The sequence below is a fragment of the Shinella fusca genome (assembly GCF_014203155.1).
Taxonomy (GTDB): domain Bacteria; phylum Pseudomonadota; class Alphaproteobacteria; order Rhizobiales; family Rhizobiaceae; genus Shinella; species Shinella fusca.
Genome location: NZ_JACHIK010000002.1, coordinates 167,161 through 191,858, shown reverse-complemented (window position 1 = coordinate 191,858; position 24,698 = coordinate 167,161). Strand labels below are relative to the sequence as shown.

Below are 24,698 nucleotides of genomic sequence, written 5' to 3'. Positions count from 1 at the left end.
CGCTTCGACAGTCTATAGTTATTCCGGCGATGCTGCCGGCGTTGCACTCATCGGTGGCATGTCTTCGTGACGTCCGAAATGATTTCGGCGCGGCAGGAAAGGTGTGTCCACGTCGGGAATGACCATCATGAAAATCAAGACGCAATTCATCGCCCTGGCGTCGGCTACCGGCGTGGTGATGGCAGGGCTCGTGGTGAGCCTCTGGGAATATGCCGGCGCAGCCGACGACGTCACCCGGGCTTACGACCAGAAATACCAGTCCTATGTGCTCGCCGACGGCTTCCGGCAATCATCGGACGACCTGACGCGCATGGTGCGCACCTATGCCGAGACGGGCGATCCGGCCTTCAAGGACCAGTACAACGCCGTCATCGAAATCCGCAACGGCACGCGTCCGCGGCCGGAAGGTTATGAACGGATCTACTGGGATTTCGTCGCCGGGGGCGTCGCCAAGCCGCGGCCGGACGGCCCGGCCGTCTCGCTGCACGACCTGATGAAGCAGGCCGGCTTCACCGACGAGGAATTCGGCCTTCTCGACGAGGCCGGCAAGCGCTCGGACGCGCTCATCAAGCTGGAGACCGAGGCGATGACCCTGGTCGACAACGCCGCCACCCTCGGCCCGCAAGCGCGCGAAAAAGCGACCCGGATGCTCAACTCGCCCGACTATCACAAGTTCAAGGCCAACGTGATGCAGCCGGTCGATACCTTCTTCGAGAAGATGGAGGCGCGCACGCAAAGCGTCATCGACGAGGCCAACGGCCGGGCCGGCCTCTGTTGGACGCTGATCGTCACGGCCATGTCCGCGTTGGCGCTGATGTTCTCCATCGTCGGCTACGTGACGTTCAGGCGCATCATCGGCGGCATGTCGCGCCTCGGCGCATCCATGGGCCTTGTCGCCGACGGTCAGCTCGACACCGAGATCGTCCTTGCCCGCAACAATGACGAGATCGGCGACATGGGCAAGGCGCTCGAAGTGTTCCGCCAGAGCGCCATCGCCAACCGGCGCCTGGAGGAGGAAGCGGTGGAAGGCCGCAAGCGCGCCGAAGCCGAACGGATCGCCATGCAGGAAAAGGCCGAGGCCGATGCGGCCGAACGGCTGCGCGTGGCCACCTCCGGCCTTGCGGCGGGCCTGAAGCGCCTCGCCGCCGGCGACCTCGCCTTCCAGATCGACGAAATCTTCGCGCCCGATTTCGAGCCGCTGCGCCACGACTTCAACCAGTCGGTCGCCCAGCTCGCCACGACGCTCAGCGATATATCGAACGCCATCTCGACGCTCGACAACGGCACACGGGAAATCGCCGCCGGCACGGACGATCTTTCCAAACGCACCGAGCAGCAGGCGGCCTCGCTCGAGGAAACCGCGGCAGCACTCGACGAGATCACCGTCAACGTCGCCAATTCCAGCAAGCGCACGGAGGAGGCGCGCAGCGTCGCGGGGCAGGCCAACCACGCCGCCGCCCAGTCCGCCGAAGTGGTCTCCTACGCGGAGGAAGCGATGCGCAAGATCGAGGAGAGCGCCCAGCAGATCTCCAACATCATCGGCGTGATCGACGAGATCGCCTTCCAGACGAACCTTCTGGCGCTGAATGCCGGGGTGGAAGCGGCGCGCGCGGGCGAGGCCGGCAAGGGCTTTGCCGTCGTCGCCCAGGAAGTGCGCGAGCTCGCCCAGCGCTCCGCACAGGCGGCAAAGGAGATCAAGGAGCTGATCCACAACTCCTCCACCGAGGTGGACAACGGCGTGAAGCTGGTGCGCGATGCGGGTTCGGCGCTGAAGACCATCAGCGGCTTCATCATCGAGATCAACACGCACATGGAATCCATCGCAACGTCCGCGAAGGAGCAGTCCGTCGGGCTTGCGGAGGTCAACACCGCCGTCAACGCCATGGACCAGACGACGCAGCAGAACGCGGCGATGGTGGAAGAATCCAACGCCGCATCCAATACGCTGGCGACGGAAGCGGTGCGCCTTCGCGACCTCGTCGGCCGGTTCCGCCTCGCCGGCATGCCGGCGGCGAAAGCGGCATCCGGGCAGGCCGCACGCCCGCAGGCCTCCCCCGCCCGCACGCTTGGCCGCAAGGTCGCCGCCGCCTTCAGCGGCAATGCGGCCCTCGACACCCGGGCGGAATGGCAGGAGTTCTGACCGCCCCGGCGGAAAGCCGCCAGACTGAACCCGCCCGCGAAATATCGCGGGCGGGTTTTCGCATTCCCGAATGGGCTTTCGGATGAAAAGGACTATAGTGTCAGGACAAAAAAATTGCACTGAAGGATGATTGCATGGATATCGACCGGGCGCGCACCTTTCTGGAGATCGTGCATACCGGCAGCTTCCTGAAGGCATCCGAACGGCTGCATATCACACAGACGACGGTGAGCGCGCGCATCCGCACGCTGGAGGAGGCGCTGGGCCGCAAGCTCTTCGTGCGCACGCGCAACGGTGCGGCGCTCACGCCGGCGGGCCGCGAATTCGAGCGTTTCGCGCAGTCCTTCGTGCAGGTATGGGAGCGGGCACGCCAGCAGCTCACCGTGCCGCCCGGCCGCACCGCGGTCGTGGCTGTCGGCGGGGAGATGAGCCTGTGGAACCCGCTCATGCTGGAATGGCTCGTCTGGATGAAGGGCAATTGCCCGCATATCGCCGTCCACGCCCGCGTCGGCATTCCCGACCAGTTGCTGGAGCAGCTGCGCACGGGCGTGCTCGATGTCGCCGTCCTCTATGCGCCGAAGCTGATGCCCGGCTTCCGGATCGATCTTCTGGAGGAAGAGCAGCTCATCCTCGTGCAGAACGTCGCCGGCTTGGAGGAAGGCGAGGAACCGGACCATGTGCGCGTCGAATGGGGCACGCAATTCGCCGGCCAGTCCGGTTTCGGGCAGGCCGGTTTCGCCGAGCCGGCGCTTCAGGTGGATTTCGGCCTGCTTGCCCTTCACTATATCCTGCGCGTCGGCGGCACGGGCTATTTCCGCAAGGGAACGGTGGCGCCCTATCTTGCGGCGGGCACGCTCGAAAGGGTCGAAGGCGCGCCCGAATTCACCTATCCCGTCTATGCCGTCTATGCGGAATCGTCGGAGGGGCGCCGGGACGTACAGGACGCCCTTTCCGGCCTGAAGCAGGTTTCCGCCTAGCCGGACGGCCGAAAAGGCGAAAAAAGTTGCACTTCGGCAAAGGGAACGTTGTCCCAACAAATCTGCTCGCGGTAAAATGCCTGAAACGCCCTTCCCCGCCCCTTTGGAACACGCGTCTCAAGATGGGTTGACTGCAATTTTCTTGCAGTCAGCGGACAATATCATTCGTTTGTCACACCTCCGAACGGCCGCCAATAGTGCCCGCGAACTCTTTGGAAATGCCGGTTTTCCGGCCTCAGGAGGCGAGCGGACGCATGACTCTCTTGGAATTCAACGGACCCGGGCTGAACGAAGAACAGTGGAAGACGGTGCGCACCGTCGCCACCCAGCTCAAGCCCCACCAGGCGCTCTGGCTGAGCGGCTATTTCGCCGGCCTTGCCGATGCCGGCCGTCCCGATGCGGCCCATCTCCTGCCCGCCGGCCTCGATCCGGCGCCGGTCGCCGCGGCCGCTCCCGTGCGCACGCTCACCATCCTCTACGGCAGCGAGACCGGCAACGGCAAGGGCGTCGCCACCCGCCTTGCCGAAGCGGCACGCGCGGCCGGTTTCGCCCCGGTCCTCGCCGACATGGCCGACTACAAGCCGCGCCGGCTGAAGGAGGAGCAGGACCTTCTCATCGTCGCCTCCACCCATGGCGAGGGCGCGCCGCCGACCTCCGCCGCCGGCTTCTTCGAATTCGTCGAAAGCCGCAAGGCGCCCAAGCTCGAGGGCCTGCGCTATGCCGTGCTGGCGCTCGGCGATTCCACCTACGAATTCTTCTGCGGCGCGGGCCGGCGGATCGACGAGCGCCTTGCCGAGCTCGGCGCCGAGCGCCTGCACCCGCGCATCGACTGCGACGTCGACTATGACGACCCCGCCGCCGGCTGGATCGAGACGGCCGTCGGCCTGCTCGCCCCGCCGCGCGCCGTCGCCGCGACACCCGCCGCCAGCCTGGCCGTATCCGCTGCCACAGCCTACGACAAGCGCAACCCCTTCCCGGCCATCGTCATCGAGAACCTGGCGCTCACCGGCCGGGGATCGAGCAAGGAGACGCGGCATATCGAACTCTCGCTGGAGGGCTCCGGCCTCTCCTTCGCGCCAGGCGACGCCCTCGGCATCGTGCCGCGCAACGATCCGGCGCTCGTCGAAAGCCTCCTGTCGGCGCTCGATCTTTCCGGCGCCGAGCCCCTGACGCTCAAGGGCGAGGCGACGACGCTCAGCGAGGCGCTCGGTGGCGTTCTGGAAATCACCGCCGCTACCCCGCGCTTCCTCGACCAGTGGGCCGAGGTGACCGGCTCGACGGAGCTGAAGGACCTGACGGGCGATGCCCGCTCGGCATTCCTGCGCGAAAACCACGTCATCGATATCGTGCGCCGCTTCCCGGTAAGGGGTGTCGATGCGGCGGCGCTCGCCGCCGGCCTTCGCCCGCTCCAGCCGCGGCTCTATTCCATCGCCTCCTCCGCGACGACCGTTCCCGACGAGGTGCATCTGACGGTCTCCACCGTGCAATATGCGCTGAACGGCGAGGAGCGTTTCGGCGTCGCCTCCGGCCAGTTCTCGCGCCGCGCCGCGCCGGAAACCGTCCTGCCCGTCTATGTGCAGGAGAACCCGCGCTTCCGCCTGCCGGCGGGCGATGCGCCGATCATCATGATCGGCGCGGGCACGGGCGTCGCCCCCTACCGCGCCTTCCTGCAGGAGCGCGAGGCGCAAGGCGCGGACGGCCGCGCATGGCTCTTCTTCGGCGAGCGCAACTTCGACAGCGACTTCCTCTACCAGACGGAATGGCAGGGCTTTCTGAAGGACGGCGTCCTGTCCCGCATGAACGTCGCCTTCTCGCGCGACGGGGCGCAAAAGACCTATGTGCAGCACCGCCTCCAGGAAGAGGCGCGCGACGTCTACGCCTGGCTGGAAGAGGGCGCGCATCTCTATGTCTGCGGCGACGGGGCCAAGCTCGCGCCCGACGTCCACCGCGCCCTCCTGACGATCGTCACCGAGCAAAGCGGGCGTGGCAAGGCTGCCGCCGAGGAATACCTCGCCGCACTGCAGGAAAGCCGCCGCTACCAGATCGACGTCTATTGAGGACCGACATGACCCTTCTTGAAACCGACCGCAGCCACGACATCTCCCAGCCCCTCGAAAGGCTCACGCCGGACGAGACGATGAAGGCGAACAGCGACCAGCTGCGCGGCACCATCGCCGAGGGGCTCGCTGCGCCGCTGACCGCCGCCGTTCCCGGCGACGACATCAAGCTGATGAAGTTCCATGGCGTCTACCAGCAGGACGACCGCGACATCCGCGACGAGCGGCGCCGGCAGAAGCTGGAGCCCGCCTATCGCTTCATGGCGCGCGTGCGCCTTCCCGGCGGCGTGCTGACACCCGCGCAATGGCTGAAGCTCGATGCGCTGGGACGTGCCTATGCCGGCGACATGCTGCGCCTGACGACACGCCAGACCTTCCAGTTCCACTACATCCACAAGAAAAACCTGCGCGCCGTCATGCAGGGGCTGAACGACGTCGCGCTCGACACCAAGGCGGCCTGCGGCGACGACGCGCGCGGCGTCATGGCCTCGATCAATCCCGAGCTTTCGGCGCTGCACGCCGAGGTCTACGCGCTCGCCAAGGGCGCAAGCGACCACGCCACGCCGAAGACCGGCGCCTATCCGGAGATCTGGTACGGCGAGGAGCGCCAGACGAAGGGCGAGGCGCCGGAAGAGCCGATGTACGGGCGCACCTACATGCCGCGCAAGTTCAAGATCGGCTTCGTCATCCCGCCCGTCAACGATATCGACGTCTACGCGCAGGACCTCGGCTTCATCGCCATCGTCGAAAAGGGCCGGCTCCTCGGCTTCAACGTGGCGGTGGGCGGCGGCATGGGGCGGACGGACCAGGCGCCGAAGACCTATCCGCGCCTTGCCAGCGTCATCGGCTTCGTTGCCAAGGACAAGGTGATCGAGACCTGCGACGCCGTCATGGGTGTGCAGCGCGACTACGGCGACCGCGCCGACCGCAGCCGCGCCCGCTTCAAGTATACGGTGGACGACAAGGGGCTCGACTGGATCAAGGCGGCGATCGAGGACCGGCTGGGCTTCGCCCTCGGCGAGGCGCGCGCCTACGCCTTCACCACCAACGGCGACACGCTCGGCTGGCAGCGCGGCGAGGACGGGCGCGAGCACTATACGCTGCGCATCGAGAACGGCCGCGTGAAGAATTTCGAGAACCTCGCGCTCTTCGACGGCATACGCGCCATTGCCGAGGCTCATCGCGGCACCTTCCGCGTGACGCCCAACCAGAACCTCATCATCGCCGAGGTGGACCCCGCCGACCGGCCGAAGATCGACGCGCTCCTGAAGGCGCACGGGCTCGACAGGCTCAACGGCGGCAGCGGCCTCAGGCGCAATTCCATGGCCTGCGTGGCGCTGCCGACCTGCGGCCTCGCCATGGCCGAGAGCGAGCGTTACCTGCCGACGCTGATCACGAAGATCGACGCCATCCTCGCCGAGCACGGCCTGTCGGACGAGCCCATCACCATCCGCATGACCGGCTGTCCGAACGGCTGCGCACGGCCCTACATCGCCGAGATCGCGCTGACGGGCCGCGCGCCCGGCAAGTACAACCTCTATCTCGGCGGCGGTTTTGCCGGCCAGCGCCTCAACAAGATGGTGCTGGAGAACGTGGCAGAGCCGGCGATCCTCGAGCTTCTCGGCACGGTGATCGGCCACTTCGCCCGCGAGCGGCAGCCGGGCGAGCATTTCGGCGATTTCGCCATCCGCGCCGGCTACGTGGCCGAGGTCACGGAAGGCCGCCATTTCAACGACTGACGGAAAGGAAAGCATCATGACGAAAGCAGCAACCGATTCGCTTGTGACCGTGGACTGGCTGAAGGACCATCTCGACGATCCCAAGGTGCGGGTCTTCGAGGTGAGCGTCGATACCGGCGTCTACGAGAAGGGCCATATCCCCGGCGCCGTCGACCTCAACTGGCACACGGACCTCGTCGACACCGTCAACCGCGACATCGCCTCGCGTGAGAAATTGCAGGAGCAGCTTCGCCAGGCGGGCGTCGACAAGGATACGACCGTCATCATCTACGGCGACCACAACAACTGGTTCGCCGCCTGGGGCGTCTGGGTGCTCGATGTCTACGGCTTCGGCGAGCGGGCAAAGCTGCTCGACGGCGGCCGCAAGCTGTGGGAAGCCCGCGGCCTGCCGCTGACGGCCGAGGTGCCCGCCTACGCGGCAACCAGCCTCAAACTGCCCGAGCGCGACAACAGCCTGCGCGCCCGCCTCGTTAACACGCTCGACTTCGCCGAGGGCCGCATCGACGGCAAGCTGGTCGACATCCGCTCGCCCGACGAATATCTCGGCAAGGTCTTCGCGCCGGAAGGCGTCAAGGAACTGTCCATCCGCGCCGGCCACATCCCCGGCGCCGAGAACGTGCCGTGGGCGACCATCGTCAACGAGGACGGCACCTACAAGCCGCTCGATGAGATCCGCCGCATCTATGCCGAAAAGGGCATCGACGGCAGCAAGCCGGTCATCACCTATTGCCGCATCGGCGAGCGCTCCAGCCACACCTGGTTCGCGCTGAAGCGCCTGCTCGGCTACGATGCCCGCAATTATGACGGCTCCTGGACCGAATACGGCAACGCCGTCGGCGTGCCGGTCGTCAACAAGACCGGCACCGTCTGGCTCGGCAAGTAAGCCTAGCCGACGAGCCCTTCGACAACGGAGGCGACGGCGAGGACCCGCGCGTCGCTTCCCCTCGGCCCCGAGACGAGGAGGCCCGCCGGCATGCCCGCGGCCCCCGTCCCGCAGGGCAGCGAGACGCCGCACCAGTCGAGGAAATTGCCGACGAGCGTGTTGCGCAGCGTCTTGCCGTTCGTGGCGAAGAACAGCTCCTCGTCGTCCACCAGCGGCTGGGTGAGCGGGGCGACATGCGGCAGCGTCGGGCTGATCAGCAGGCTTTCCGGCCCGAGCCGCGCTTCGACGGCGGCCGTCAGCCTTTCGCGGGCGGCCTGCGTTTCCAGATAATCGGCCAGCGTGATCTTCTCGCCGAGCAGCGTGCGCTTGACGACGCGCGGGTCCATGCCTGCGGCCGCTTCGCCCTTGATGCGCTCGCGGTGCAGCACGAAGGCCTCGGCCGTAACCAGCGCACCGTGCCGCGCCATCACCGCGAAGATCTCGGCAAATTCCGGGAAGGCCTCGCGGCGGATGCGCGCGCCGGCCTTCGCCAGCCGTTCGACGCCGGCCTCGAAGGCCGCGACCACCTCCGGCTCCGCACCATCGAAGAACACGGTCTCGGGGATCACAAGGGAAAGCCCGGCAAGGTCGGCGCGCGGCAGCGCTTCGCTGGCCGGCCTGCCGCGCATGGCGGCATCCACCCAGACGGCATCCTGCACGGTGCGGCAGAGCGGCCCGAGCGAATCGAGGGTGCGGGCGAGCGGGAAGACGCCCTCCATGGAATGGCGCCCGCGCGAGGCCTTGTAGCCGACGATGCCGGTGAAGGCGGCCGGGATGCGCACCGAGCCGCCGGTATCCGTGCCGATGGAGACTGGAACGAGGCCGGCGGCGACCGCAGCCGCCGAGCCCGAGGACGAGCCGCCGGGAATGCGGTGCTCGCCGACCGGCGCTGCCGGATTGCGCGGCGTGCCGTAGTGCGGGTTGATGCCGAGGCCGGAAAAGGCGAACTCGCTCATGTTGACCCGCCCGATGCTGACCATCCCGGCCCCGGCCAGCGCCCGCACCACGGCCGCGTCCCGTTCGGCGGGCGCCGCGTCCGCCAGCACGCGCGAGCCGGCCGTCGTCGGCAGGCCCGCCATGTCGAAGAGGTCCTTCCAGGCGATCGGCACGCCGTCGAGGGCGCCGAGCGAACGCCCTTCGCGCAACCGTCGGCGGGAGGCCTCGGCCTCCGCCCTCGCCCGCTCCTTCGTCAGCACCGTGAAGACCGCCTTGTCGGGGTACACTTCCACCGCGTCCAGCGTCTCCTCCAGCAGCGCGACAGGATCGAGCGCGCCCGATTGCAGGAGCACGGAAAGCTGGGCGATGGAACGCGGATTGGCAGGCATTGTCGAATGTCCTCTTCTGCACGCCGCAAGGCATGGCGGCAATTGTCTTTCACAAAGCGGTTTTCCCGGCAAGACGGCGAAGGTCCGCCACCTCCGCTTCCGTCAGCGGCCGCACGGCGCCCTTTTCAAGGTCGCCGAGGGCGAGATTGCCGATGGAGACGCGCAGGAGGCGAAGGCAGGCGATATCCAGCACCTCCAGCATCCGCCGGATCTGGCGGTTGCGCCCCTCCTCCAGCTCGATCTCCAGCCAGGCGTTCCGCCCGCCCTCGCGAAGGAGGTGCGCGCGCCTCGCCCGCAGGAACTCGCCGTCATGCCGCACACCAGCCACTAAGGCCTCCAGCACATCGGCATCGACATGCCGGTCCACCTGCACATGGTAGGTCTTCGCCACATGGGTCTCAGGATCCAGCAGCGCCTGCGCAAATTCGGTATCGTTGGTGAAGAGCAGCAGCCCCTCGCTCGCCTTGTCGAGCCGGCCGACCGGCGAAAGATGGGTGTGGTCGAGCCCGGCAAGGCAATCGTAGACCGTCGGGCGGCCCTGCGGGTCGTGCCGGGTGGTGACGAGGCCGCGCGGCTTGTTCAGCATCAGGTAGACGCGCTTTTCGGCGGTCACCCGCCTGCCGTCGACGGCGATGGCCGCCGTCTCCACGTCGACCCAGGTTTCAAGGCTCGTCGCAATATGCCCGTCGACGCTCACCCGTCCGGCCCGCACCAGTTCCTCGGCCTGCGTGCGCGAACAGAAGCCGAGCTTGGAGAGCGCCCGCGGCAGGGTCGCGCGCTTGCCGGCGGGCGCGGGCGGCGCCCTGCGGCCGGCGGCGGATTTCTGCCCTTTGCGGATGTCTTTCATGATGGCGCCCTTGAAGCCGTGCAGCGGCCCCGCTATCGGTTGACCCATCGGCCCTTGCCACTCAACGGCGGGGGCGTCCAGCCCAATTCGCACCATTCGAAGTGAGACGCCGTTGAACAAGGACGACATTACCAGCGAACTCGTGACCCTGCGCGATTACTGGCGCTACGCGATTTCCCGCTTCAACGCCGCCGACCTCGGCTTCGGCCACGGCACGACGACCGCCGGCGACGACGCGGCCTTCCTGCTGCTCGATTCGCTCGACCTGCCGATCGACACGCTCGATCCCTTCCTCGACGCGCGCCTGCTGCCGGCCGAGCGCCGACTGCTGGCGGAGCGCATCGAAACGCGCGTGACGACCCGCAAGCCGTCTTCCTACATCACCGGCCATGCCTATATCCAGGGCGTGCGCTTCCATGTCGACGAGCGGGTGATCGTGCCGCGCTCGCATATCGGCGAGATCCTGTTCGGCGAATATCTGAACTCGGAAGGCTCCTCCTTCCTGCCGGATCCGCTGTCGGTGGAAAGCGCGGCGGACATCTGCACGGGTTCGGGCTGCCTTGCGGTTCTGGCCGCGAAATTCTTCCCGCAGGCTGCAATCGACGCCGTCGACCTCTCAGCCGATGCGCTGGAAGTGGCGAAGATCAACCTTGCCGAACATGACGTGGAGGACCAGGTGAGCCTCCATCATGGCGACCTCTTCGCCCCGCTTGCCGGCCGCCGCTACGACCTCATCATCACCAACCCGCCCTATGTCGACCATGCGGCGCTTGCGGGCTTCCCGGCCGAGCATCGGGCCGAGCCGGTCATGGCCCATGACGGCGGCGAGGACGGGCTCGACCTCGTGCGCCGGCTTCTGACGGAAGCGGGCGACCACCTGACGCCGGAGGGCGGCATGATCTGCGAGATCGGGTCGGGCCGGGAAATCCTCGAAGAGGAATTCCCCCATCTCGATTTCCTCTGGCTGGAAACGGCCGAATCGCAGGACGCGGTCTTCTGGATCTCCGCCGAGGCGCTCGGCGCCTGACGGTCTATTCCGCCGCGCCGGCCAGCCGCGCCTGCGCGATATCCGCGACGACGGAAACGGCGAGCGAGCGGGAATCGCGCGCCTTGTCGAAAATCCCGATGGGCGCGCGGATGCGCGCCAGCGCGGCGGCCTCGACGCCCCGTTCGCGAAGGGCGGCGCAGCGCTTCTCATGCGTACGCCGGCTGCCGAGCGCGCCGATGTAGAAGGCGTCGGTGGCGAGCGCCTGCTCGAGCAGCGGCACTTCCCGATCGACGTCGTGAAAGAGGATCGCGACCGCCGTATCCGCATCGACGTCGCCCGGTGCGGGCACCTTGCCGCGCTCGACGACGATCACCTCATAGCCGGCCGCCGTCGCGACCGCGGCGACCCGCCCCGTCTCGGCAGGGCCGCCGGCCAGAACTAGCCGCTCCTTCGGCCGGTACCGACGAATGAAACAGTCATTCTCCCAGCCGGTCGGGCCTGCGCCCTGAGCGAGGGAAAGCGCCTGCGCGCCGGGATCGTAGCGCAGGCGCACAGGCATGCGCCGCTCCAGTGCGGCGAGCGCCCGGTGCAGCGGATCGGCATCGCGCAGGACATGGATGGCAAGGGTGATGCCGCCGCCGCAGGGCAGCACGATATCGAAGAAGGGTGAGCCTTCGCCGAGGCGGAGGTTCCGGTCGACGCCCTTGGCAATGGCGCTCGCGGCCTCCGCCGCCACGGCCGCCTCGGTGCAGCCGCCGGAAACGAAGCCGCAGTAAAGCCCGTCCCCGCGCACCGCCATCTGCGCACCGATGGCGCGGGCCGCACCGCCATGGATCTCGACGAGGGTGACGAGGGCCGCCTTGTGGCCCTCCTCGAGACATCGGGCGGCAAAGCCCAGAATCTCGTCGGCGTCGTCGGAAAGGAATGCGGCGCGCGGTTCTAGCGTCAGCGTCTGCGGGTCGGAGGCGATAAGGGCGGCCATGTCACTCCACTCCTTGCGTTCCCTGCCATCGTCGCACGATACCGGCGTCGAGGTCAAAGAGATCGAGGACCCGGCCGACCGTGTGGTCGACCATGTCCTCCAGGCTTTTGGGCCGGGCGTAGAAGGCGGGAACGGGCGGGTAGATGATACCACCCATTTCGGTCACCTGCGCCATGTTCCTGATATGGCCGAGATGCAGCGGCGTCTCGCGCAGCATCAGCACGAGCCGGCGGCGTTCCTTCAGTACCACGTCGGCGGCACGCGAGAGGAGGTTGTCCGTCGTGCCGGTGGCGATCTCGGCCATGGTCTTCACCGAGCAGGGCGCGACGATCATGCCGAGCGTCTTGTAGGAGCCGGAGGAGCAGACCGCGCCGATATCCTTGTTGGAATGGGTGGTCGTCGCCAGCGCCTCGAGGTCCTGCTTCGTGAAGTCCGCCTCGGCCGCCAGCGTGATGCAGGCGGCGCGCGACATGACCAGATGCGTCTCGACCCCGAGGTCGCGCAGCACTTCGAGGATGCGCTTGCCGTAGATGGCTCCGGAAGCGCCCGAAATGCCGACGATCATGCGTGCTGGCCGCTCGCTCATCGCCTATCCCGCGCTTGCAAGGAGTGCGGCGGCGCGCGCATTGGCCTCGTCGCTGATGCGCGCGCGCACGCCGTGGAAATTCGGCCCGCGCGTCGCATCGAGCCCCATGCGCGAGGTCGTGCCGATGCCGCTCGCCGACGGGTCGAGCGCATTGCCCGGCAGGCCCTCGATGATGACGACGTCCTTGTGCGGCTGGAAATGGGTGGCGAGCGCCCAGAGCACTTCCGAGTCCTTGGTGATGTCGACGTCCGCGTCCACCACCACGACGTTCTTCAGGTACTGGTCCCAGCCGAGAAGGCCGAGCATGACCTGCCGCGCCTCGCCCTCGCGCGTCTGGTTCATCGCGATATAGGCGTGGAAATGGGTGCCGGAGGACGGATAGTGAACCGCCGTGATCGAGGGGAAGCGGGCCTTCAGCTTCTCCACCACCTCGGCTTCGCGCGGCACGCGGCCGAGGTTGAGGTGTTCGGCCGAATTGCCGCCCGCCACGGAAACGAGCATGGCGTCGCGTCGGCGCATGATCGTCTCGACGGTGAAGAGGTTGTTGGTCGAGCGGTCGGAGGAATAGCCGGTGAACTCGCCGAACGGCCCCTCCTCAACATGGGCCTCGGGATCGATCACGCCTTCCAGCACGATCTCGGCATGGGCGGGAACGCGGATGCCGTATTTCGGCGTGCGCACGACCTGGAGCGGTTCGCCCATCAGGCCGCCGGCGACGTCGCGCTCGTCCTCGCCGAAGGCAAGGCGCGCGGAGGCGGCGATCATGAACAGCGGATGGCCGCCGATCACCATGGCGACCGGCATCGGCTTGCCCTTCTCCTTCGCCGTGTTCATCAGGCGCCAGAGATGGCCGCGCGAATGCAGCGACGTCGCGAGCGAATTCTTCGAATGGATCATCGCCCGGTGATAGCTGAGATTGCCGGCGCCCGTTTCCGGGTTCTCGCCGATGATGATGCCGCTGGTGATGTATTTCGTGCGGTCGGTGTCGAAGTGTTTCAGCATCGGCAGCGCGTGGAGATCGACGGCGTCGCCGGAGATGATCTCCTCGGTGATCGGGCCGCTTTCCACTACCTCCGGCGCGAAGGGCTTGTTGGCGCGGGCCTGGTAGGCCTCGTGCAACCTGTCGGCGGTCGAACCGAGAAGCCGGGCGATGCGCTCGCGCGAGGCGAAGATGTTGCAGAGAACTTGCGCACCGACGCCGCTGACGTTTTTCAGGTGCAGCAGCGGATGCTGCCCCTTGTCCGCAAGGGTCCAGATCAGGGCCGTGGCGTCCTGATCGTCCGAGACCGGCCGGTCGATGGTGATGACGTCCTCGGGATGCCGGTCCCGGTAATCGGCCAGGAAGCGGCGGACGTCTTGCTTGTGGTACTCGGTCATCTCTCGGCCTCGGTGCTCGGGGTTGGCGGCGCGGCGGCCGCCCGATGTATAAAAGCCCCCTCATCCGCCTGCCGGCACCTTCTCCCCGAGGGGAGAAGGGGGAAAACCGTGAGGTCCGCACCTCCCCTTCTTCCTCCGGGGAGAAGGTGGCCCGCAGGGCCGGATGAGGGGGCCTTCGCCCGCCGCCCTGAGCGGCGGGCGTCATTCGTCAGGCCGGCTGCAGCAGGTGCTTGCCGGTGGCGCGGTCGACGCCGGCGTAGCTGTCCGTCAGGCGCGCCTGGGCGTCCTTCAGGTCGCGCGGCGGCGGCGAGGGGTCGATGCCGACGAGCTTGGCGATGTTGTTGCCGAGATAGCCTTCCAGGTCGTCCTCGGAGAGGTTGATGCCGTGCGGCGGATCCTTGCAGAGCACTTCCAGCTCGCGCAGCCACATGCCCGGGTCGTTCGGCGGGCTGTCCGTGCCGAAGACGATCTTGTTCTTCGGAAGCTGCTGGGCGAACTCCACGATGCGCGACTGGAAGCACCAGCCGGATTCGCAGTAGACGTTCGGCGTATCCATCGCCATCCAGAAGGACTCGAACGAATAGTTGCCGCCCGTCTGGATGCCGAAGTGACCGATGATGAAGTTGACCATCGGGAACTCGCGGATGATCGGGTAGAACATCGTCGGGATGGTGTACGGGCCGTCGCCGGTGTGGATGAGGACGACGACGCCGAGCTCGGCGCACTTCTTCATCGCCGGACGCAGCCATTCGAGCGCGCGGTCGGGACGGTAGCCGTGCATGTTGGCATGGAGCTTCAGCATCTTGAAGCCGTATTCCTTGACGTGGAATTCCAGCTCCGCAGCGCCGTTCTCAGGCCCCCAGCGCGGGTTGTAGTTGAAGTTGCCGATGAAGCGGTCCGGATACTTCTCGCACAGCTCGGCGATATAGGCCATGTAGTCGCGGATGCCCTCGCGGCCCTTGCGGTTGCCGTCACGGTAGCCGGTATTGCCCGGCGGCGGCTGGATGAAGCCCATGTCGATACGGCGCGGCTTGCCGTTGATCATGTAGGGGCCGTCCATCAGCTTGAGCATGCGCTCGCCCGTGAAGGGCGTACCCGTATGACGCCACGCCTCGTCGACGAGGTTGGTCGGGTGAAGATGGGTATCGATGATCATTGTTCACTCCGTTCGTTTACGCGGCGATCTGGACGCCGTGCTGGCGCAGATACGCCTCGGCTTCCTCGACGGTTGCCGGCGGGGCGGTCGGCTCCAGGCCGATCATGCGGGCGAGGTTGTTGCCGAGGTAGTCCTCCAGCGTGTCCTCATCGAGGTTGAGGCCCTGCGGCGGCTCGTGGCAGAGGACTTCCAGAAGGTTGATCCACATGCCCGGCTCGTTCGGCGGCGTATCTGAGCCGAAGAGGATCTTGTGCTTGGGCAGGACCTTGGCGAACTCGACGATGCGCGACTGGAGGCACCAGCCGGATTCGACATAGACGCTCGGCGTGTCGAGGGCCATCTGCATGGGCTCGAACACGTAGACGCCGCCGGTCTGCACGCCGAAATGCGCGAGGATGAAGTTGATTTCCGGGAACTCGCGGATGATCGGATAGAATTCCGTCGGGATCGAGTACGGACCGTCACCGGTATGCACCTTCACCATCAGGCCGAGCTCGGCGCACTTCTTCATGGCCGGGCGCAGCCAGTCGAGTGCGCGGTCCGGGCGGTAGGCGTGCATGTTTGCCTGGAGCTGGACCATCTTGAAATCGAATTCCTTGGCGTAGCGTTCGATTTCGTCGACGCCGTTCTGCACGCCGTAACGCGGGTTGTAGACGAAGCAGCCGAGGAAGCGGTCGGGATGCTCGGTCACCATCTTTTCCGTATAGCCCATGTACTGGCGGATGGCGGCCTTGCCTTCCAGGTCCATGACCTCGTGGGTGTAGATGGTGTTGCCCTGCGGCGGCTGGATGAAGGCCTTGTCGATGCGGCGCGGCTTGCCGTTCACGTAGTACGGGCCGTCCATCATCTTCAGAAGCTTGTCGCCGGTGAACGGCGGTCCGTCATGGCGCCAAGCCAGGTCCACCAGGTCGGTGGGGTAGCAGCTTAGGTCGATTATCATTCCTGTTCTCCTGTCGTAGAGGGTCCGGTCGATGCGGGGCCGCGCGATGAACGCCATGCCGGCAAAAGCCGGGCGTGGATCCGCGATCTCAGGAAATGCCAATGACGGAGGGAACGGGCCGGCGCATCGTCCCCAAGGCGGGGGCAACCGGGCGTTCCTTTCGTAGTCAGCATCGACATCGCAGCCTCATCTTCCAACAGACGGTGAGCAATTGTCGGTGCTTCTACTCGCCTGCGAAAAGACCACAGGGCGGGCTTTATGTCAATAAAATAATCAATCTAACCCATTATTTTTAAAAGGATTTTTCCGCACAAACGGCAGCGACCGCCCGCGCGCTGGAGGGTGCGCGGGCGGTTCAGACAGAGGACTTGCGAAAGCGGCTTGAGAGCGGGAGAAGCGCCGTCAGGCCGCCAGGCATGCACGCAAGTTTCTGTCGATACCCTCACGGTCGAGATTGCGGCCGATGAAGACGAACTTCGACTTCGGCTTGTCCTCGCCCCAGGCGTGATCGGCCCGGAAATCGACCAGCTTGTGGACGGCCTGGAGCACGAAGAAGCGCTCGTCGTCCGCCACCGAGACGATGCCCTTGGTGCGGAAGATGTCGTCGCCGTGCTCGGCGAGGTAATCCTTCAGGAAAGCCGCGAGCTTCTCACCGTCGAAGGGCTCCGGATAGACGAAGGAATGGGACTTCACCGTCGCGTCGTGCCGGTGCGGGCGCAGCGAGATCGGGCCGGCCTTGCCGCCCTCGTCGCCGTGATGGTGATCATGGGCATGGTCGTGATCGGGATGGTCGCAGGCCGCATCGTGGCAATCGTGGTCGTGATGGCCATGTGCGTCGCGGTCGTCGTCGAGGTCGATGTCGAGGATCTCCGCCCGCTCGCGCACATAGGACGGGCGGAAGCCGTTGACGCCGAGAATATTGGAAAGGTCGACCTTGCCGTAGCTGGAGCGCAGGATCGGCGCCGTCTGGTTGAGCTTGCGCAGCGAGCCCTCCAGCGAGCCGAGAGCGTCCTCCTCGGCAAGGTCGATCTTGTTGACGAGGATGCGGTCGGCCGCGACGATCTGGTTGACCGCCTGGTTGTCGCTGCCGTCGAGCACCGGGTCGTAGAGGTGCTGGTCGATATGCATGGCGTCGACCAGCGTCACGATGGCGTCGAGCTCGACTTCCTCGGCGACGCTGCGGTCGACGAAGAAGGCGGTGGCGACCGGCGTCGGGTCGGCAAGGCCGGAGGTCTCGACGATGATGTGGTCGAACTTGTCCTTGTGGCTGAGGAGCTTCTTCATCACGTCGATCAGGTCGTTGCGCACGTCGACGAAGCAGCAGATGCAACCGTTCTGCATCTGGAAGATCTCCTCGTCCGAGGCGAGCACGAGGTCGCTGTCGACGTCCACCTCGCCGTATTCGTTCTCGATCACCGCGATGCGGTGGCCGTGGCGCTCGGTGAGGATGTAGTTGAGCAGCGTCGTCTTGCCCGACCCCAGGAACCCCGTGAGGATGGTGATCGGGAGTTTGCGTTCGGCGGGTTGGATGTGCATGTTCATGCGTCCTTCTCCCTCAAGGCTTTCAGAATGTCTTCCGGGGTGATCGGATAGTGGTGGAAGCGGACGCCGATGGCGTCGTGGATGGCATTGGCGATGGAGGGGCCGATGGCGATGATCGGGTCCTCGCCGACGCCCTTGGCACCCCACGGTCCGCCCGGATCGGGCGCGGCTTCCAGGATGATCGTCTCGATGTCCGGCATGTCCATGGACAGCGGCATCTTGTAGTCGACGAGGCCCGCGTTGAGCGAGCGGCCGGTCTTCTTGTCGATGACGTAGTCCTCGGTCAGCGTGTGGCCGATACCCTGCTGGATGCCGCCCTCGATCTGGCCCTGCGCGGCGATCGGGTGGATGACCCGGCCGACATCGTGCACCGGGATGACCCGCTTGACCTCGACGATCCCGGTTTCCGTGTCGACGTCCACTTCGGTGAAGTGGGCGGCGAAGGAATAGGACTTCGTCGGCTCGTAGGTGCCGTTGCCGACGATGTTGGCGGCCGGTATGCCCTTCGACGGGCCTATGGCCTCGGCAACGCTGATGAAGCGGCCGGGTTCGGCGATCACGAAGACGCGGCCTTCGCTCGCATCGATCTCGCCGACCTGGACCTGCAGCTTCATCGCCGCCCGTTCCAGCACGGCTTCGCGCGCCTTGCCGGCGGCGATCTTGGCGGCGCTGCCGACGAGATAGGTCGTGTGGCTGGCGAAGGCCCCGATATCCCACGGCACGACGTCGGTGTCACCGTGGATGACGCCGACATCCTCGAAGCGCACGCCAAGCTCTTCGGCGACAATCTGCGCCAGCGCGGTATGCGCGCCGGTGCCGAGGCCGGCGGCCCCGGTGAGCAGCGTCACCGTGCCGTCCTCGTTGACCTTCACCGTGGCGTTGCCCTGCTCCTTGATGCCCGGATAGGCGGAGGAGCCGTGCATCTCACAGCCGACGCCCCAGCCCTTGCGGATATGCGGGCGCTTCGGGTCCGGCGTGCGGTCGCGCTCGCGCAGCTTCTTCCAGCCGATGGCGTCGATGCCGTGCTTGATGCAGGTCTCGAGCCCGTGGCCGACGATCGCATGGCCGGAGGGCGCGATGTCGCCCTGGCGGACGGCGTTCTTCAGCTTCACCTCGGCCGGGTCCAGTCCGAGCCGTTCTGCCGCCTCGTCCATCTGGATATCGAGCGCATAGTAGCTCTGCACCACGCCGTAGCCGCGGAAGGCCCCGGTGATCGGCGTGTTGGTGTAGACGCAGCGGCCCTCGATGCGCACGTTCTCGCAGCGATAGAGCGAGGTCGCGGCATTCGTGCCGACCGTCGTGACACCCGGGCCGTGCGAGCCGTAGGCGCCGGAATCGTAGACGAGCTTCATGTCGCGCGCGACGATGGTGCCGTCGTTGCGGAAGCCCTGCTTGAGCCAGACCTTGCAGGGATGGCGGGCGCGGCCGGCGACGAACGTCTCGTGGCGGGTGAACTCCATCTTCACCGGCCGGCGCGTCTCCTTTGCAAGGAGCGCGCAGAGGAATTCGTGCTGGAAGCAATCCTGCTTGGCACCGAAGCCGCCGCCCATATGGTCGACAAGGACGCGCACCTTGGTGAGCGGCAGGCCGAGCACTTCGGCAAGGATGCCGCGCACCATGAAGGAGGTCTGCGTCGAGATCCAGACGGTGAGCTTGTTGGAGCCGTCCCAGTCGGCGATGCAGATGTTCGGCTCCATATAGGCCGGATGCGGCCGGCCGCCGGAGAAGACGCCTTCGAGCACGAAGTCGGCCTCGGCGAAGCCCGCCTCGACGTCGCCGCGGTTGACGCGGACCGGGTCGAGCACCAGGTTGCCGCCCGGGCCGACCTCGTGGAGGATCGGCGCGCCCGGCTTGACGGCCTCGTCCGGGTCGAAGACGGCCGGCAGGGGCTCGTATTCCACCTCGATGAGGTCGAGCGCCTCGTCGGCGATCTCCTCGCTGATGGCGGCGACGGCGGCGACGCCCTCGCCCCAGAAGCGCACGCGGTCGTCGAGGATGTACTGGTCCTTGGTGCAGGAGGCCGAGCGCGGATGCGGCGAGCCATAGTGCAGGACGCGCGGCACGTTCTCATGCGTCAGCACGGCCTTGACGCCCGGATAGGCGAGCGCCTTGCTGACGTCGATGCTCTTGATGCGCGCATGGGCGACGGCGGCGCGCTTCATCTTGCCGTAGAGCATGCCCGGCAGCTTGACGTCGCCGGTATACTGCGCCTCGCCTGTCACCTTTTCCAGGACGTCGTCGCGCTTGACGCTCTTGCCGACGATCTTGAACTCGCGCTTTTCGATCGGGGTCGTCATGTTCATGATCTTGCTGCCTCCATCTCGCGCGCGGCGGATTTGATCGCGTCGAAAATCTTGGTGTAGCCCGTGCAGCGGCAGATATTGCCGGACAGGCCGAAGCGGATGTCCTCGTCGGTGGGGTTCGGGTTGTCGTCGAGCAGCTTCTTGGCCATCATCAGGATGCCCGGCGTGCAGAAGCCGCATTGCGACGCCCCGTGCCGCATGAAGGCGTCCTGCAGCGGATGAAGCCTGTCGACGCCAGGCTGAAGCCCTTCGACGGTCTGGACCGAGCGGCCCTCGGCCTCCACGGCCAGCATGAGGCAGGCATTGACCGGTTCGCCGTCGACGATGACGGTGCAGGCGCCGCAGTCGCCGACGTCGCAGCCCTTCTTGGTGCCGGTAAGGCCGACCTCCTCGCGCAGCGCGTCGAGCAGCGAGCGGCAGGTGTCCACCGTCATCTCGCGCGGCTCGCCGTTCACGGTGAATTCGACGATCTTCTTCATGCGAAAGTCTCCAATGCCTGTTTGATGGCGCGGCCCGTGAGCACGCCGACCATGTCGCGGCGGTAATCGGCGCTGGCGCGCACGTTGCTGATCGGCGTGCACTCCTCCATCGCCTTGTCCGCGGCGCTCTTGACGGTTGCCGCGTCGAGCGCGGTGCCGCGCAGCATGGCCTCGGCCTGCGAGGCGCGCAGCACGGTCGCGCCGACGGCGCCGAGCGCGATGCGGATATCGCTGCAGACGCCCTCCTCCATCAGGAGGCTGACGGCGACGCCGACGGTGGACAGCTCCATCGCCTTGCGCCGGCCGTGCTTGAGATAGGCCTTGCCGCTGTTGTCGGCGGCCGGCGGCACCGTGATGCCGGTGACGATCTCGCCCTTGGCGAGCACGGTCCTGCCCGGCCCGGTGAAGAATTCGGAAAGCGGCACCACGCGCATGTCGGTGCGGCTGTAGATATGGACGAAGGCGCCGTCCGCGATCAGCGGCGGAATGGTGTCGGCGGACGGCGAGGCGCGACAGATATTGCCGACGACCGTCGCGCGGTTGCGCACCTGGATGGAGCCGAGCGAGGCGAAGGCCGCGCGCAGGTTCGGATAGCGCTGGCGCACCAGCGGCAGACGCTCCAGCCGGCCGACCGTCACCAGGGCGCCGAAGGTCAGCCCGCGCGTCTCGTCGTAGGTGATGTCGGAAAGGCCGGGGATCGCCTTGATGTCGACGACGTTGCGCACGCGGCGCAGCCGCTCCCGGATCTCGACCAGAAGGTCCGTTCCACCGGCGAACAGGAAGGTATCGTCACCGAGTTCGGTGAGAAGACGGGAGGCGTGCTCCAGCGTTTCCGCCCGATGATAGTCAAAGCGTCTCATGGCTTTCCTCTTTGTTCAGGGATCCGGCGGCGTGGAGCCGCCGGAGATGTTGCGTATGTTGCCTTCAGGCCGCGTCGGGCGCGGCTGCGCCGTTCTTCAGGCCGTGGCTGTGGTCGTCCTCCTCGCGTGCGGGCACGCCGTTGAAGAGGATGTTGAGAAGCGCGGCGGCGAAGGTGCCGACGAGCACGCCGCTATGCAGGAACTTGTCCAGCGCATCGGGCAGCTTGTCGAAGATGTTCTCCGCCACGACCGGCACCATGGCGAGGCCGACGCTGACGGCGACGATGTAGAGGTTGCGGCGGTTGGCGACGAAATCCACCTTGGCGAGGATCTTCACGCCGGTGGCCGAAACCATGCCGAACATGACGATCGCCGCGCCGCCGACCACGTAGCTGGGGATCGATGCGCTGACGAAGGCGACCTTCGGCAGCACGCCGAGCAGGATCAGGATGGCGCCGCCCGTGGCGACCACCCAGCGGCTGAGCACGCCGGTGATCTGGAGCAGGCCGACATTCTGCGCATAGGTCGTGTAGGTGAAGGTGTTGAGCAGGCCGCCGATGATGTTGCCGACGCCGTCGGTGCGAAGGCCGCGCGTCAGGTCCTCCTGGGTGATCTTGCGCCCGGCCATGTCGCCGACCGCCAGGAACTGGCCCGTCGATTCGATCATCATGACCGTCATGACGGCACAGAGCGACAGGATCGACCAGAACTCGAAGACCGGCCAGCCGAAAGCGAGCGGATGGATGACGCGCACCCAGTCGGCATCTCCTACGCCGCCGAAATCGACCTTGCCGAAGGCGATGGCGACGGCAAAGCCGATGCCGATGCCGATCAGCACCGCGAGATTGGACAGGAAGCCCTTGAGAACGCGGGTGAGCAGGAGGATCGACACGAGGACGAGCGCGGCGATGGCGAGCGCGAAGGGCGCGCCGTAGGCCGGGTTCGGGATCATGCCGTCCGGTCCCTTGATCATCGGCTGGCCGCCTGCGGCCCAGTTGACGCCGACGCGCATCAGCGACAGGCCGATGACCAGCATCACCGTGCCGGTGACGACCGGCGGGAAGAAGCGCACCCAGCGCCCGAAGAACGGCGCCACGAGGATGGTGAAGATACCGGATCCTATGACGGCGCCGATGACGCCCGGCATGCCGAGGTCCGGATTGGTGCCCGTCGCGATGATCGAGGGCACGGCGGTAAACGAGATGCCCATCATGATGGGCAGGCGAACGCCGACATTCCAGATGCCGAGCGACTGGATGATGGTCACGAGACCGCAACAGAAGAGGTCCGCGCTGACGAGCATCGCGACCTGCTCCTTCGGCAGGTGCAGTGCGCTGCCGATGATGAGCGGCACGGCGACCGCGCCGGCATACATGACGAGAACATGCTGGAGGCCCAGTGCCAGAAGGCTCGGGACCGGGTACATTCTTTCGACGGGATCCGTCGTGGTATCGGGATTGGACATTCGCTTTCCTCCCAGCGAACAGGTTCCGGCGCGGTGGGGGGCATCTTGGCCTCTTAGGTTCGGCACCGCACGCCGTACACCGAGGATCATGAGGCTGGCCAAATCAGTAAACAATCGGCATAATTATATTTATTCATCCAATAATTGGATAAATGGTCGCCATGGACATCACGCTGAAGCAGCTCCGGGCCTTCGTCACCGTGGCCAATCTCGGGCAGTTCACCCTTGCGGCGGACAAGCTCGGCTCGTCGCAATCGGCGGTGAGCACATTGGTGCGGCAACTGGAGACGAACCTGAACCTGCGCCTCTTCGACCGGCATACGCGGCTCCTGCGCCTCACGCAGGCCGGCATGGACATATTGCCGATCGCCGCGCGCGCCGTCGCCGACATCGAAGGCATGGTGGAAAGCTCGCGGGAGCTGAACGCGCTCCGGCGCGGCAAGGTGACGATGGCGGCGGGCACGGTGCAGGCCGCGCTCATGGTCCCGCAGCTCGTCCACGGCTTCACCAAGCTCTACCCGGAGATCACGGTGGAGTTGCACGACGTCGCGGAGAAGACCGTGCTGGAGCAGGTCGCCAACGGTTCGGCAGACCTCGGCATCGGCACGGTGCCGGACGACGACCCCGATCTCGTCGGCACGCGGCTGACGACGGACGAGTTCCTCGTCGTGCTCCATGCGGAGGACCCGCTGGTCAAGATCGCGACGCTGCGCTGGACGGACCTTGCCGAGCGCAAGCTGATCGGCCCGCAGCGCGGCAACCCGATCCGCGAGCGGCTGGAGAACGAGCTGGCGCGCAACGGCATCATGCTGCCGCTCGACAAGGCCATGCAGGAGGTGGCGCTGCCGCTGACGATCATCGGCATGGTCGAGGGCGGACTGGGCGTCGCCATCATGACCTCGGCGGTGACGCGCCTTGCGACCTCAATGGGCCTCATCGTGCGCACGCCGACCGAGCCGCACATCAAGCGCGAGGTCAGCCTGATCCAGAAGCGCTCCCGCTCGCTTTCACCGGCGGCCCGCAGGTTTCGCGATTTCCTGATCAAGTCCGTCCATTGACCCGCGAAAAATTCGGGCGTTATCTGATGGCGCTGCTGGACTGCGCGAGGCGCAGGCAGGCAGGGCGCAGCGGTCCCTGCTGCGCGCGGCGCCGGCGCCGATGCGCGCTCCGGCGGCCGCCGCTCCCAGCCACACAAGACCAGGAGCACCCATGGCTCATTCCCTCAAAGACCGCGCCGCCTCTTGCGACGAGACCGGCCGGCCGAATCGCCCCGACCTTTCCACCGACGCCATCCGCACGGCGAAGGAAGACCTTGCCGCCTGCTTCCGCATGGCCGCCCGCAACGGCTTTGAGGAAGGCATCTGCAACCATTTCTCGGCCGTCGTGCCGGGCCATGACGACCTCTTCATCGTCAATCCCTACGGCTATGCCTTCCGCGAGCTGACAGCCTCGAAGCTCCTCGTTTGCGACTTCAACGGCACCGTCGTCGACGGCGAGGGCGAGCCGGAGGCGACGGCCTTCTACATCCATGCCGAGATCCACCGTCGCCTGCCGCGCGCCAGGGTCGCCTTCCACACCCACATGCCCTATGCGACCGCGCTTTCCATGACGGACGGCCAGCCGCTGATCTGGGCCGGGCAGACGGCGCTCAAGTTCTACGGCCGCACCGCGGTCGACGAGAACTACAACGGTCTCGCCCTCGACTATTCCGAGGGCGCCCGCATCGCCGGAACGGTGGGCGAGGCCGATATCGTCTTCATGAAGCACCACGGCGTCCTGGTGCTGGCGCCGACCATCGCGGAGGCCTGGGACGACCTCTACTACCTCGAACGGGCCGCCGAGGTGCAGGTGCTCGCCATGTCCACCGGCCGCACGGTCACGCCCGTCGATCCGGCGATCGCCGAGGCCGCCTACCGCCAGATGCGCGAGGGGGACGCGGATTCCGCAAGAGCCCATCTGGCGGCCATCCGCCGGCAACTCGACGCCGAGGAACCGCAATATCGCCATTGAGGG

General features: G+C 66.5%; 20 protein-coding genes. 8 read left to right on the top strand and 12 right to left on the bottom strand.

All coding sequences use genetic code 11. The features are described from left to right. The first annotated feature begins 127 nt into the window (after positions 1-127). The 5 genes from HNQ66_RS03175 to HNQ66_RS03155 all read left to right on the top strand — a co-directional run bounded on the left by HNQ66_RS03175 (position 128) and on the right by HNQ66_RS03155 (position 7,796). Positions 128-2,140, top strand: a complete 2,013-nt coding sequence (locus tag HNQ66_RS03175; RefSeq protein ID WP_246434156.1) for a methyl-accepting chemotaxis protein — start codon at positions 128-130, stop codon at positions 2,138-2,140. A 134-nt stretch (positions 2,141-2,274) separates the two neighbouring features. Further along, positions 2,275-3,117, top strand: coding sequence for a LysR family transcriptional regulator (locus tag HNQ66_RS03170; protein WP_184140761.1), 843 nt, complete (start codon positions 2,275-2,277; stop codon positions 3,115-3,117). Between the two features lie 254 nt (positions 3,118-3,371). Next, the gene (locus HNQ66_RS03165; RefSeq protein WP_184140759.1) at positions 3,372-5,174 is read left to right on the top strand and encodes an assimilatory sulfite reductase (NADPH) flavoprotein subunit; all 1,803 of its coding nucleotides are present in this window, start codon (positions 3,372-3,374) and stop codon (positions 5,172-5,174) included. Between the two features lie 8 nt (positions 5,175-5,182). After that, entirely contained in the window at positions 5,183-6,913 is a 1,731-nt protein-coding gene (locus HNQ66_RS03160) for an NADPH-dependent assimilatory sulfite reductase hemoprotein subunit (protein ID WP_184140757.1), read from the top strand. A 16-nt stretch (positions 6,914-6,929) separates the two neighbouring features. Continuing rightward, complete coding sequence (locus HNQ66_RS03155; RefSeq protein WP_184140755.1) at positions 6,930-7,796, top strand: sulfurtransferase; 867 nt, start codon at positions 6,930-6,932, stop codon at positions 7,794-7,796. Positions 7,797-7,798: 2 nt separating this feature from the next. Here the strand turns inward: HNQ66_RS03155 and HNQ66_RS03150 are convergent, their stop codons facing one another. Together HNQ66_RS03150 and HNQ66_RS03145 are read right to left on the bottom strand one after the other, a co-directional pair. Next, on the bottom strand, positions 7,799-9,160 hold the full coding sequence (locus tag HNQ66_RS03150) for an amidase (protein ID WP_184140753.1): 1,362 nt from the start codon (positions 9,158-9,160) through the stop codon (positions 7,799-7,801). 49 nt (positions 9,161-9,209) lie between these two features. Next, positions 9,210-10,007: a pseudouridine synthase gene (locus HNQ66_RS03145; protein ID WP_184141318.1), complete on the bottom strand. Its 798-nt coding sequence runs from the start codon at positions 10,005-10,007 to the stop codon at positions 9,210-9,212. 112 nt (positions 10,008-10,119) lie between these two features. Here HNQ66_RS03145 and prmB point away from each other — a divergent pair, with 112 nt between their 5' ends. Then, positions 10,120-11,034, top strand: a complete 915-nt coding sequence (prmB, locus tag HNQ66_RS03140) for a 50S ribosomal protein L3 N(5)-glutamine methyltransferase (protein WP_210308655.1) — start codon at positions 10,120-10,122, stop codon at positions 11,032-11,034. Between the two features lie 4 nt (positions 11,035-11,038). On the opposite strand, the gene HNQ66_RS03135 is transcribed toward prmB, so the two are convergent. From HNQ66_RS03135 to HNQ66_RS03090, 10 genes are all read right to left on the bottom strand, one after another. Further along, positions 11,039-11,977 carry an XdhC family protein gene (locus tag HNQ66_RS03135; protein WP_184140751.1) on the bottom strand — a complete coding sequence of 313 codons (939 nt, stop codon included), beginning with the start codon at positions 11,975-11,977 and terminating at the stop codon, positions 11,039-11,041. Between the two features lies 1 nt (position 11,978). After that, positions 11,979-12,563, bottom strand: a complete 585-nt coding sequence (locus tag HNQ66_RS03130; protein ID WP_184140749.1) for a UbiX family flavin prenyltransferase — start codon at positions 12,561-12,563, stop codon at positions 11,979-11,981. Positions 12,564-12,566: 3 nt separating this feature from the next. Continuing rightward, positions 12,567-13,940 (bottom strand): UbiD family decarboxylase, encoded by a 1,374-nt coding sequence (locus HNQ66_RS03125; protein ID WP_184140747.1) that lies wholly within the window; start codon positions 13,938-13,940, stop codon positions 12,567-12,569. A 208-nt stretch (positions 13,941-14,148) separates the two neighbouring features. After that, on the bottom strand, positions 14,149-15,096 hold the full coding sequence (locus HNQ66_RS03120; protein ID WP_160786443.1) for an amidohydrolase family protein: 948 nt from the start codon (positions 15,094-15,096) through the stop codon (positions 14,149-14,151). Between the two features lie 16 nt (positions 15,097-15,112). Then, positions 15,113-16,036, bottom strand: coding sequence for an amidohydrolase family protein (locus tag HNQ66_RS03115; protein ID WP_184140745.1), 924 nt, complete (start codon positions 16,034-16,036; stop codon positions 15,113-15,115). A gap of 402 nt (positions 16,037-16,438) precedes the next feature. Continuing rightward, positions 16,439-17,578, bottom strand: coding sequence for a CobW family GTP-binding protein (locus tag HNQ66_RS03110; RefSeq protein WP_184140743.1), 1,140 nt, complete (start codon positions 17,576-17,578; stop codon positions 16,439-16,441). Beyond that, entirely contained in the window at positions 17,575-19,881 is a 2,307-nt protein-coding gene (locus HNQ66_RS03105; protein WP_184140741.1) for a xanthine dehydrogenase family protein molybdopterin-binding subunit, read from the bottom strand. Before HNQ66_RS03105 ends, HNQ66_RS03110 begins: the two co-directional genes overlap by 4 nt. Then, positions 19,878-20,360, bottom strand: coding sequence for a (2Fe-2S)-binding protein (locus tag HNQ66_RS03100; protein WP_184140739.1), 483 nt, complete (start codon positions 20,358-20,360; stop codon positions 19,878-19,880). The genes HNQ66_RS03105 and HNQ66_RS03100 overlap by 4 nt, the downstream gene beginning before the upstream one ends. Beyond that, positions 20,357-21,220, bottom strand: coding sequence for an FAD binding domain-containing protein (locus HNQ66_RS03095; protein WP_184140737.1), 864 nt, complete (start codon positions 21,218-21,220; stop codon positions 20,357-20,359). The genes HNQ66_RS03100 and HNQ66_RS03095 overlap by 4 nt, the downstream gene beginning before the upstream one ends. A gap of 64 nt (positions 21,221-21,284) precedes the next feature. Continuing rightward, complete coding sequence (locus HNQ66_RS03090; RefSeq protein WP_184140735.1) at positions 21,285-22,685, bottom strand: nucleobase:cation symporter-2 family protein; 1,401 nt, start codon at positions 22,683-22,685, stop codon at positions 21,285-21,287. Between the two features lie 161 nt (positions 22,686-22,846). Here HNQ66_RS03090 and HNQ66_RS03085 point away from each other — a divergent pair, with 161 nt between their 5' ends. Both HNQ66_RS03085 and HNQ66_RS03080 read left to right on the top strand, forming a co-directional pair. Continuing rightward, complete coding sequence (locus HNQ66_RS03085; RefSeq protein WP_184140733.1) at positions 22,847-23,743, top strand: LysR family transcriptional regulator; 897 nt, start codon at positions 22,847-22,849, stop codon at positions 23,741-23,743. Between the two features lie 151 nt (positions 23,744-23,894). After that, on the top strand, positions 23,895-24,695 hold the full coding sequence (locus HNQ66_RS03080) for an aldolase (RefSeq protein WP_184140731.1): 801 nt from the start codon (positions 23,895-23,897) through the stop codon (positions 24,693-24,695). Positions 24,696-24,698 lie beyond the last annotated feature (3 nt).

What these genes read in the sequence shown, in the direction of transcription:
- HNQ66_RS03120 (WP_160786443.1), bottom strand. Translation starts at nt 15,096, where the DNA reads ATGATCATCGATACCCATCTTCACCCGACCAACCTCGTCGACGAGGCG.
- HNQ66_RS03100 (WP_184140739.1), bottom strand. Translation starts at nt 20,360, where the DNA reads ATGAAGAAGATCGTCGAATTCACCGTGAACGGCGAGCCGCGCGAGATG.
- HNQ66_RS03170 (WP_184140761.1), top strand. Translation starts at nt 2,275, where the DNA reads ATGGATATCGACCGGGCGCGCACCTTTCTGGAGATCGTGCATACCGGC.
- HNQ66_RS03135 (WP_184140751.1), bottom strand. Translation starts at nt 11,977, where the DNA reads ATGGCCGCCCTTATCGCCTCCGACCCGCAGACGCTGACGCTAGAACCG.
- HNQ66_RS03155 (WP_184140755.1), top strand. Translation starts at nt 6,930, where the DNA reads ATGACGAAAGCAGCAACCGATTCGCTTGTGACCGTGGACTGGCTGAAG.
- HNQ66_RS03145 (WP_184141318.1), bottom strand. Translation starts at nt 10,007, where the DNA reads ATGAAAGACATCCGCAAAGGGCAGAAATCCGCCGCCGGCCGCAGGGCG.
- HNQ66_RS03165 (WP_184140759.1), top strand. Translation starts at nt 3,372, where the DNA reads ATGACTCTCTTGGAATTCAACGGACCCGGGCTGAACGAAGAACAGTGG.
- HNQ66_RS03125 (WP_184140747.1), bottom strand. Translation starts at nt 13,940, where the DNA reads ATGACCGAGTACCACAAGCAAGACGTCCGCCGCTTCCTGGCCGATTAC.
- HNQ66_RS03090 (WP_184140735.1), bottom strand. Translation starts at nt 22,685, where the DNA reads ATGTCCAATCCCGATACCACGACGGATCCCGTCGAAAGAATGTACCCG.
- HNQ66_RS03080 (WP_184140731.1), top strand. Translation starts at nt 23,895, where the DNA reads ATGGCTCATTCCCTCAAAGACCGCGCCGCCTCTTGCGACGAGACCGGC.
- HNQ66_RS03110 (WP_184140743.1), bottom strand. Translation starts at nt 17,578, where the DNA reads ATGAACATGCACATCCAACCCGCCGAACGCAAACTCCCGATCACCATC.
- HNQ66_RS03105 (WP_184140741.1), bottom strand. Translation starts at nt 19,881, where the DNA reads ATGAACATGACGACCCCGATCGAAAAGCGCGAGTTCAAGATCGTCGGC.
- HNQ66_RS03095 (WP_184140737.1), bottom strand. Translation starts at nt 21,220, where the DNA reads ATGAGACGCTTTGACTATCATCGGGCGGAAACGCTGGAGCACGCCTCC.
- HNQ66_RS03150 (WP_184140753.1), bottom strand. Translation starts at nt 9,160, where the DNA reads ATGCCTGCCAATCCGCGTTCCATCGCCCAGCTTTCCGTGCTCCTGCAA.
- HNQ66_RS03085 (WP_184140733.1), top strand. Translation starts at nt 22,847, where the DNA reads ATGGACATCACGCTGAAGCAGCTCCGGGCCTTCGTCACCGTGGCCAAT.
- HNQ66_RS03160 (WP_184140757.1), top strand. Translation starts at nt 5,183, where the DNA reads ATGACCCTTCTTGAAACCGACCGCAGCCACGACATCTCCCAGCCCCTC.
- HNQ66_RS03115 (WP_184140745.1), bottom strand. Translation starts at nt 16,036, where the DNA reads ATGATAATCGACCTAAGCTGCTACCCCACCGACCTGGTGGACCTGGCT.
- HNQ66_RS03130 (WP_184140749.1), bottom strand. Translation starts at nt 12,563, where the DNA reads ATGAGCGAGCGGCCAGCACGCATGATCGTCGGCATTTCGGGCGCTTCC.
- HNQ66_RS03175 (WP_246434156.1), top strand. Translation starts at nt 128, where the DNA reads ATGAAAATCAAGACGCAATTCATCGCCCTGGCGTCGGCTACCGGCGTG.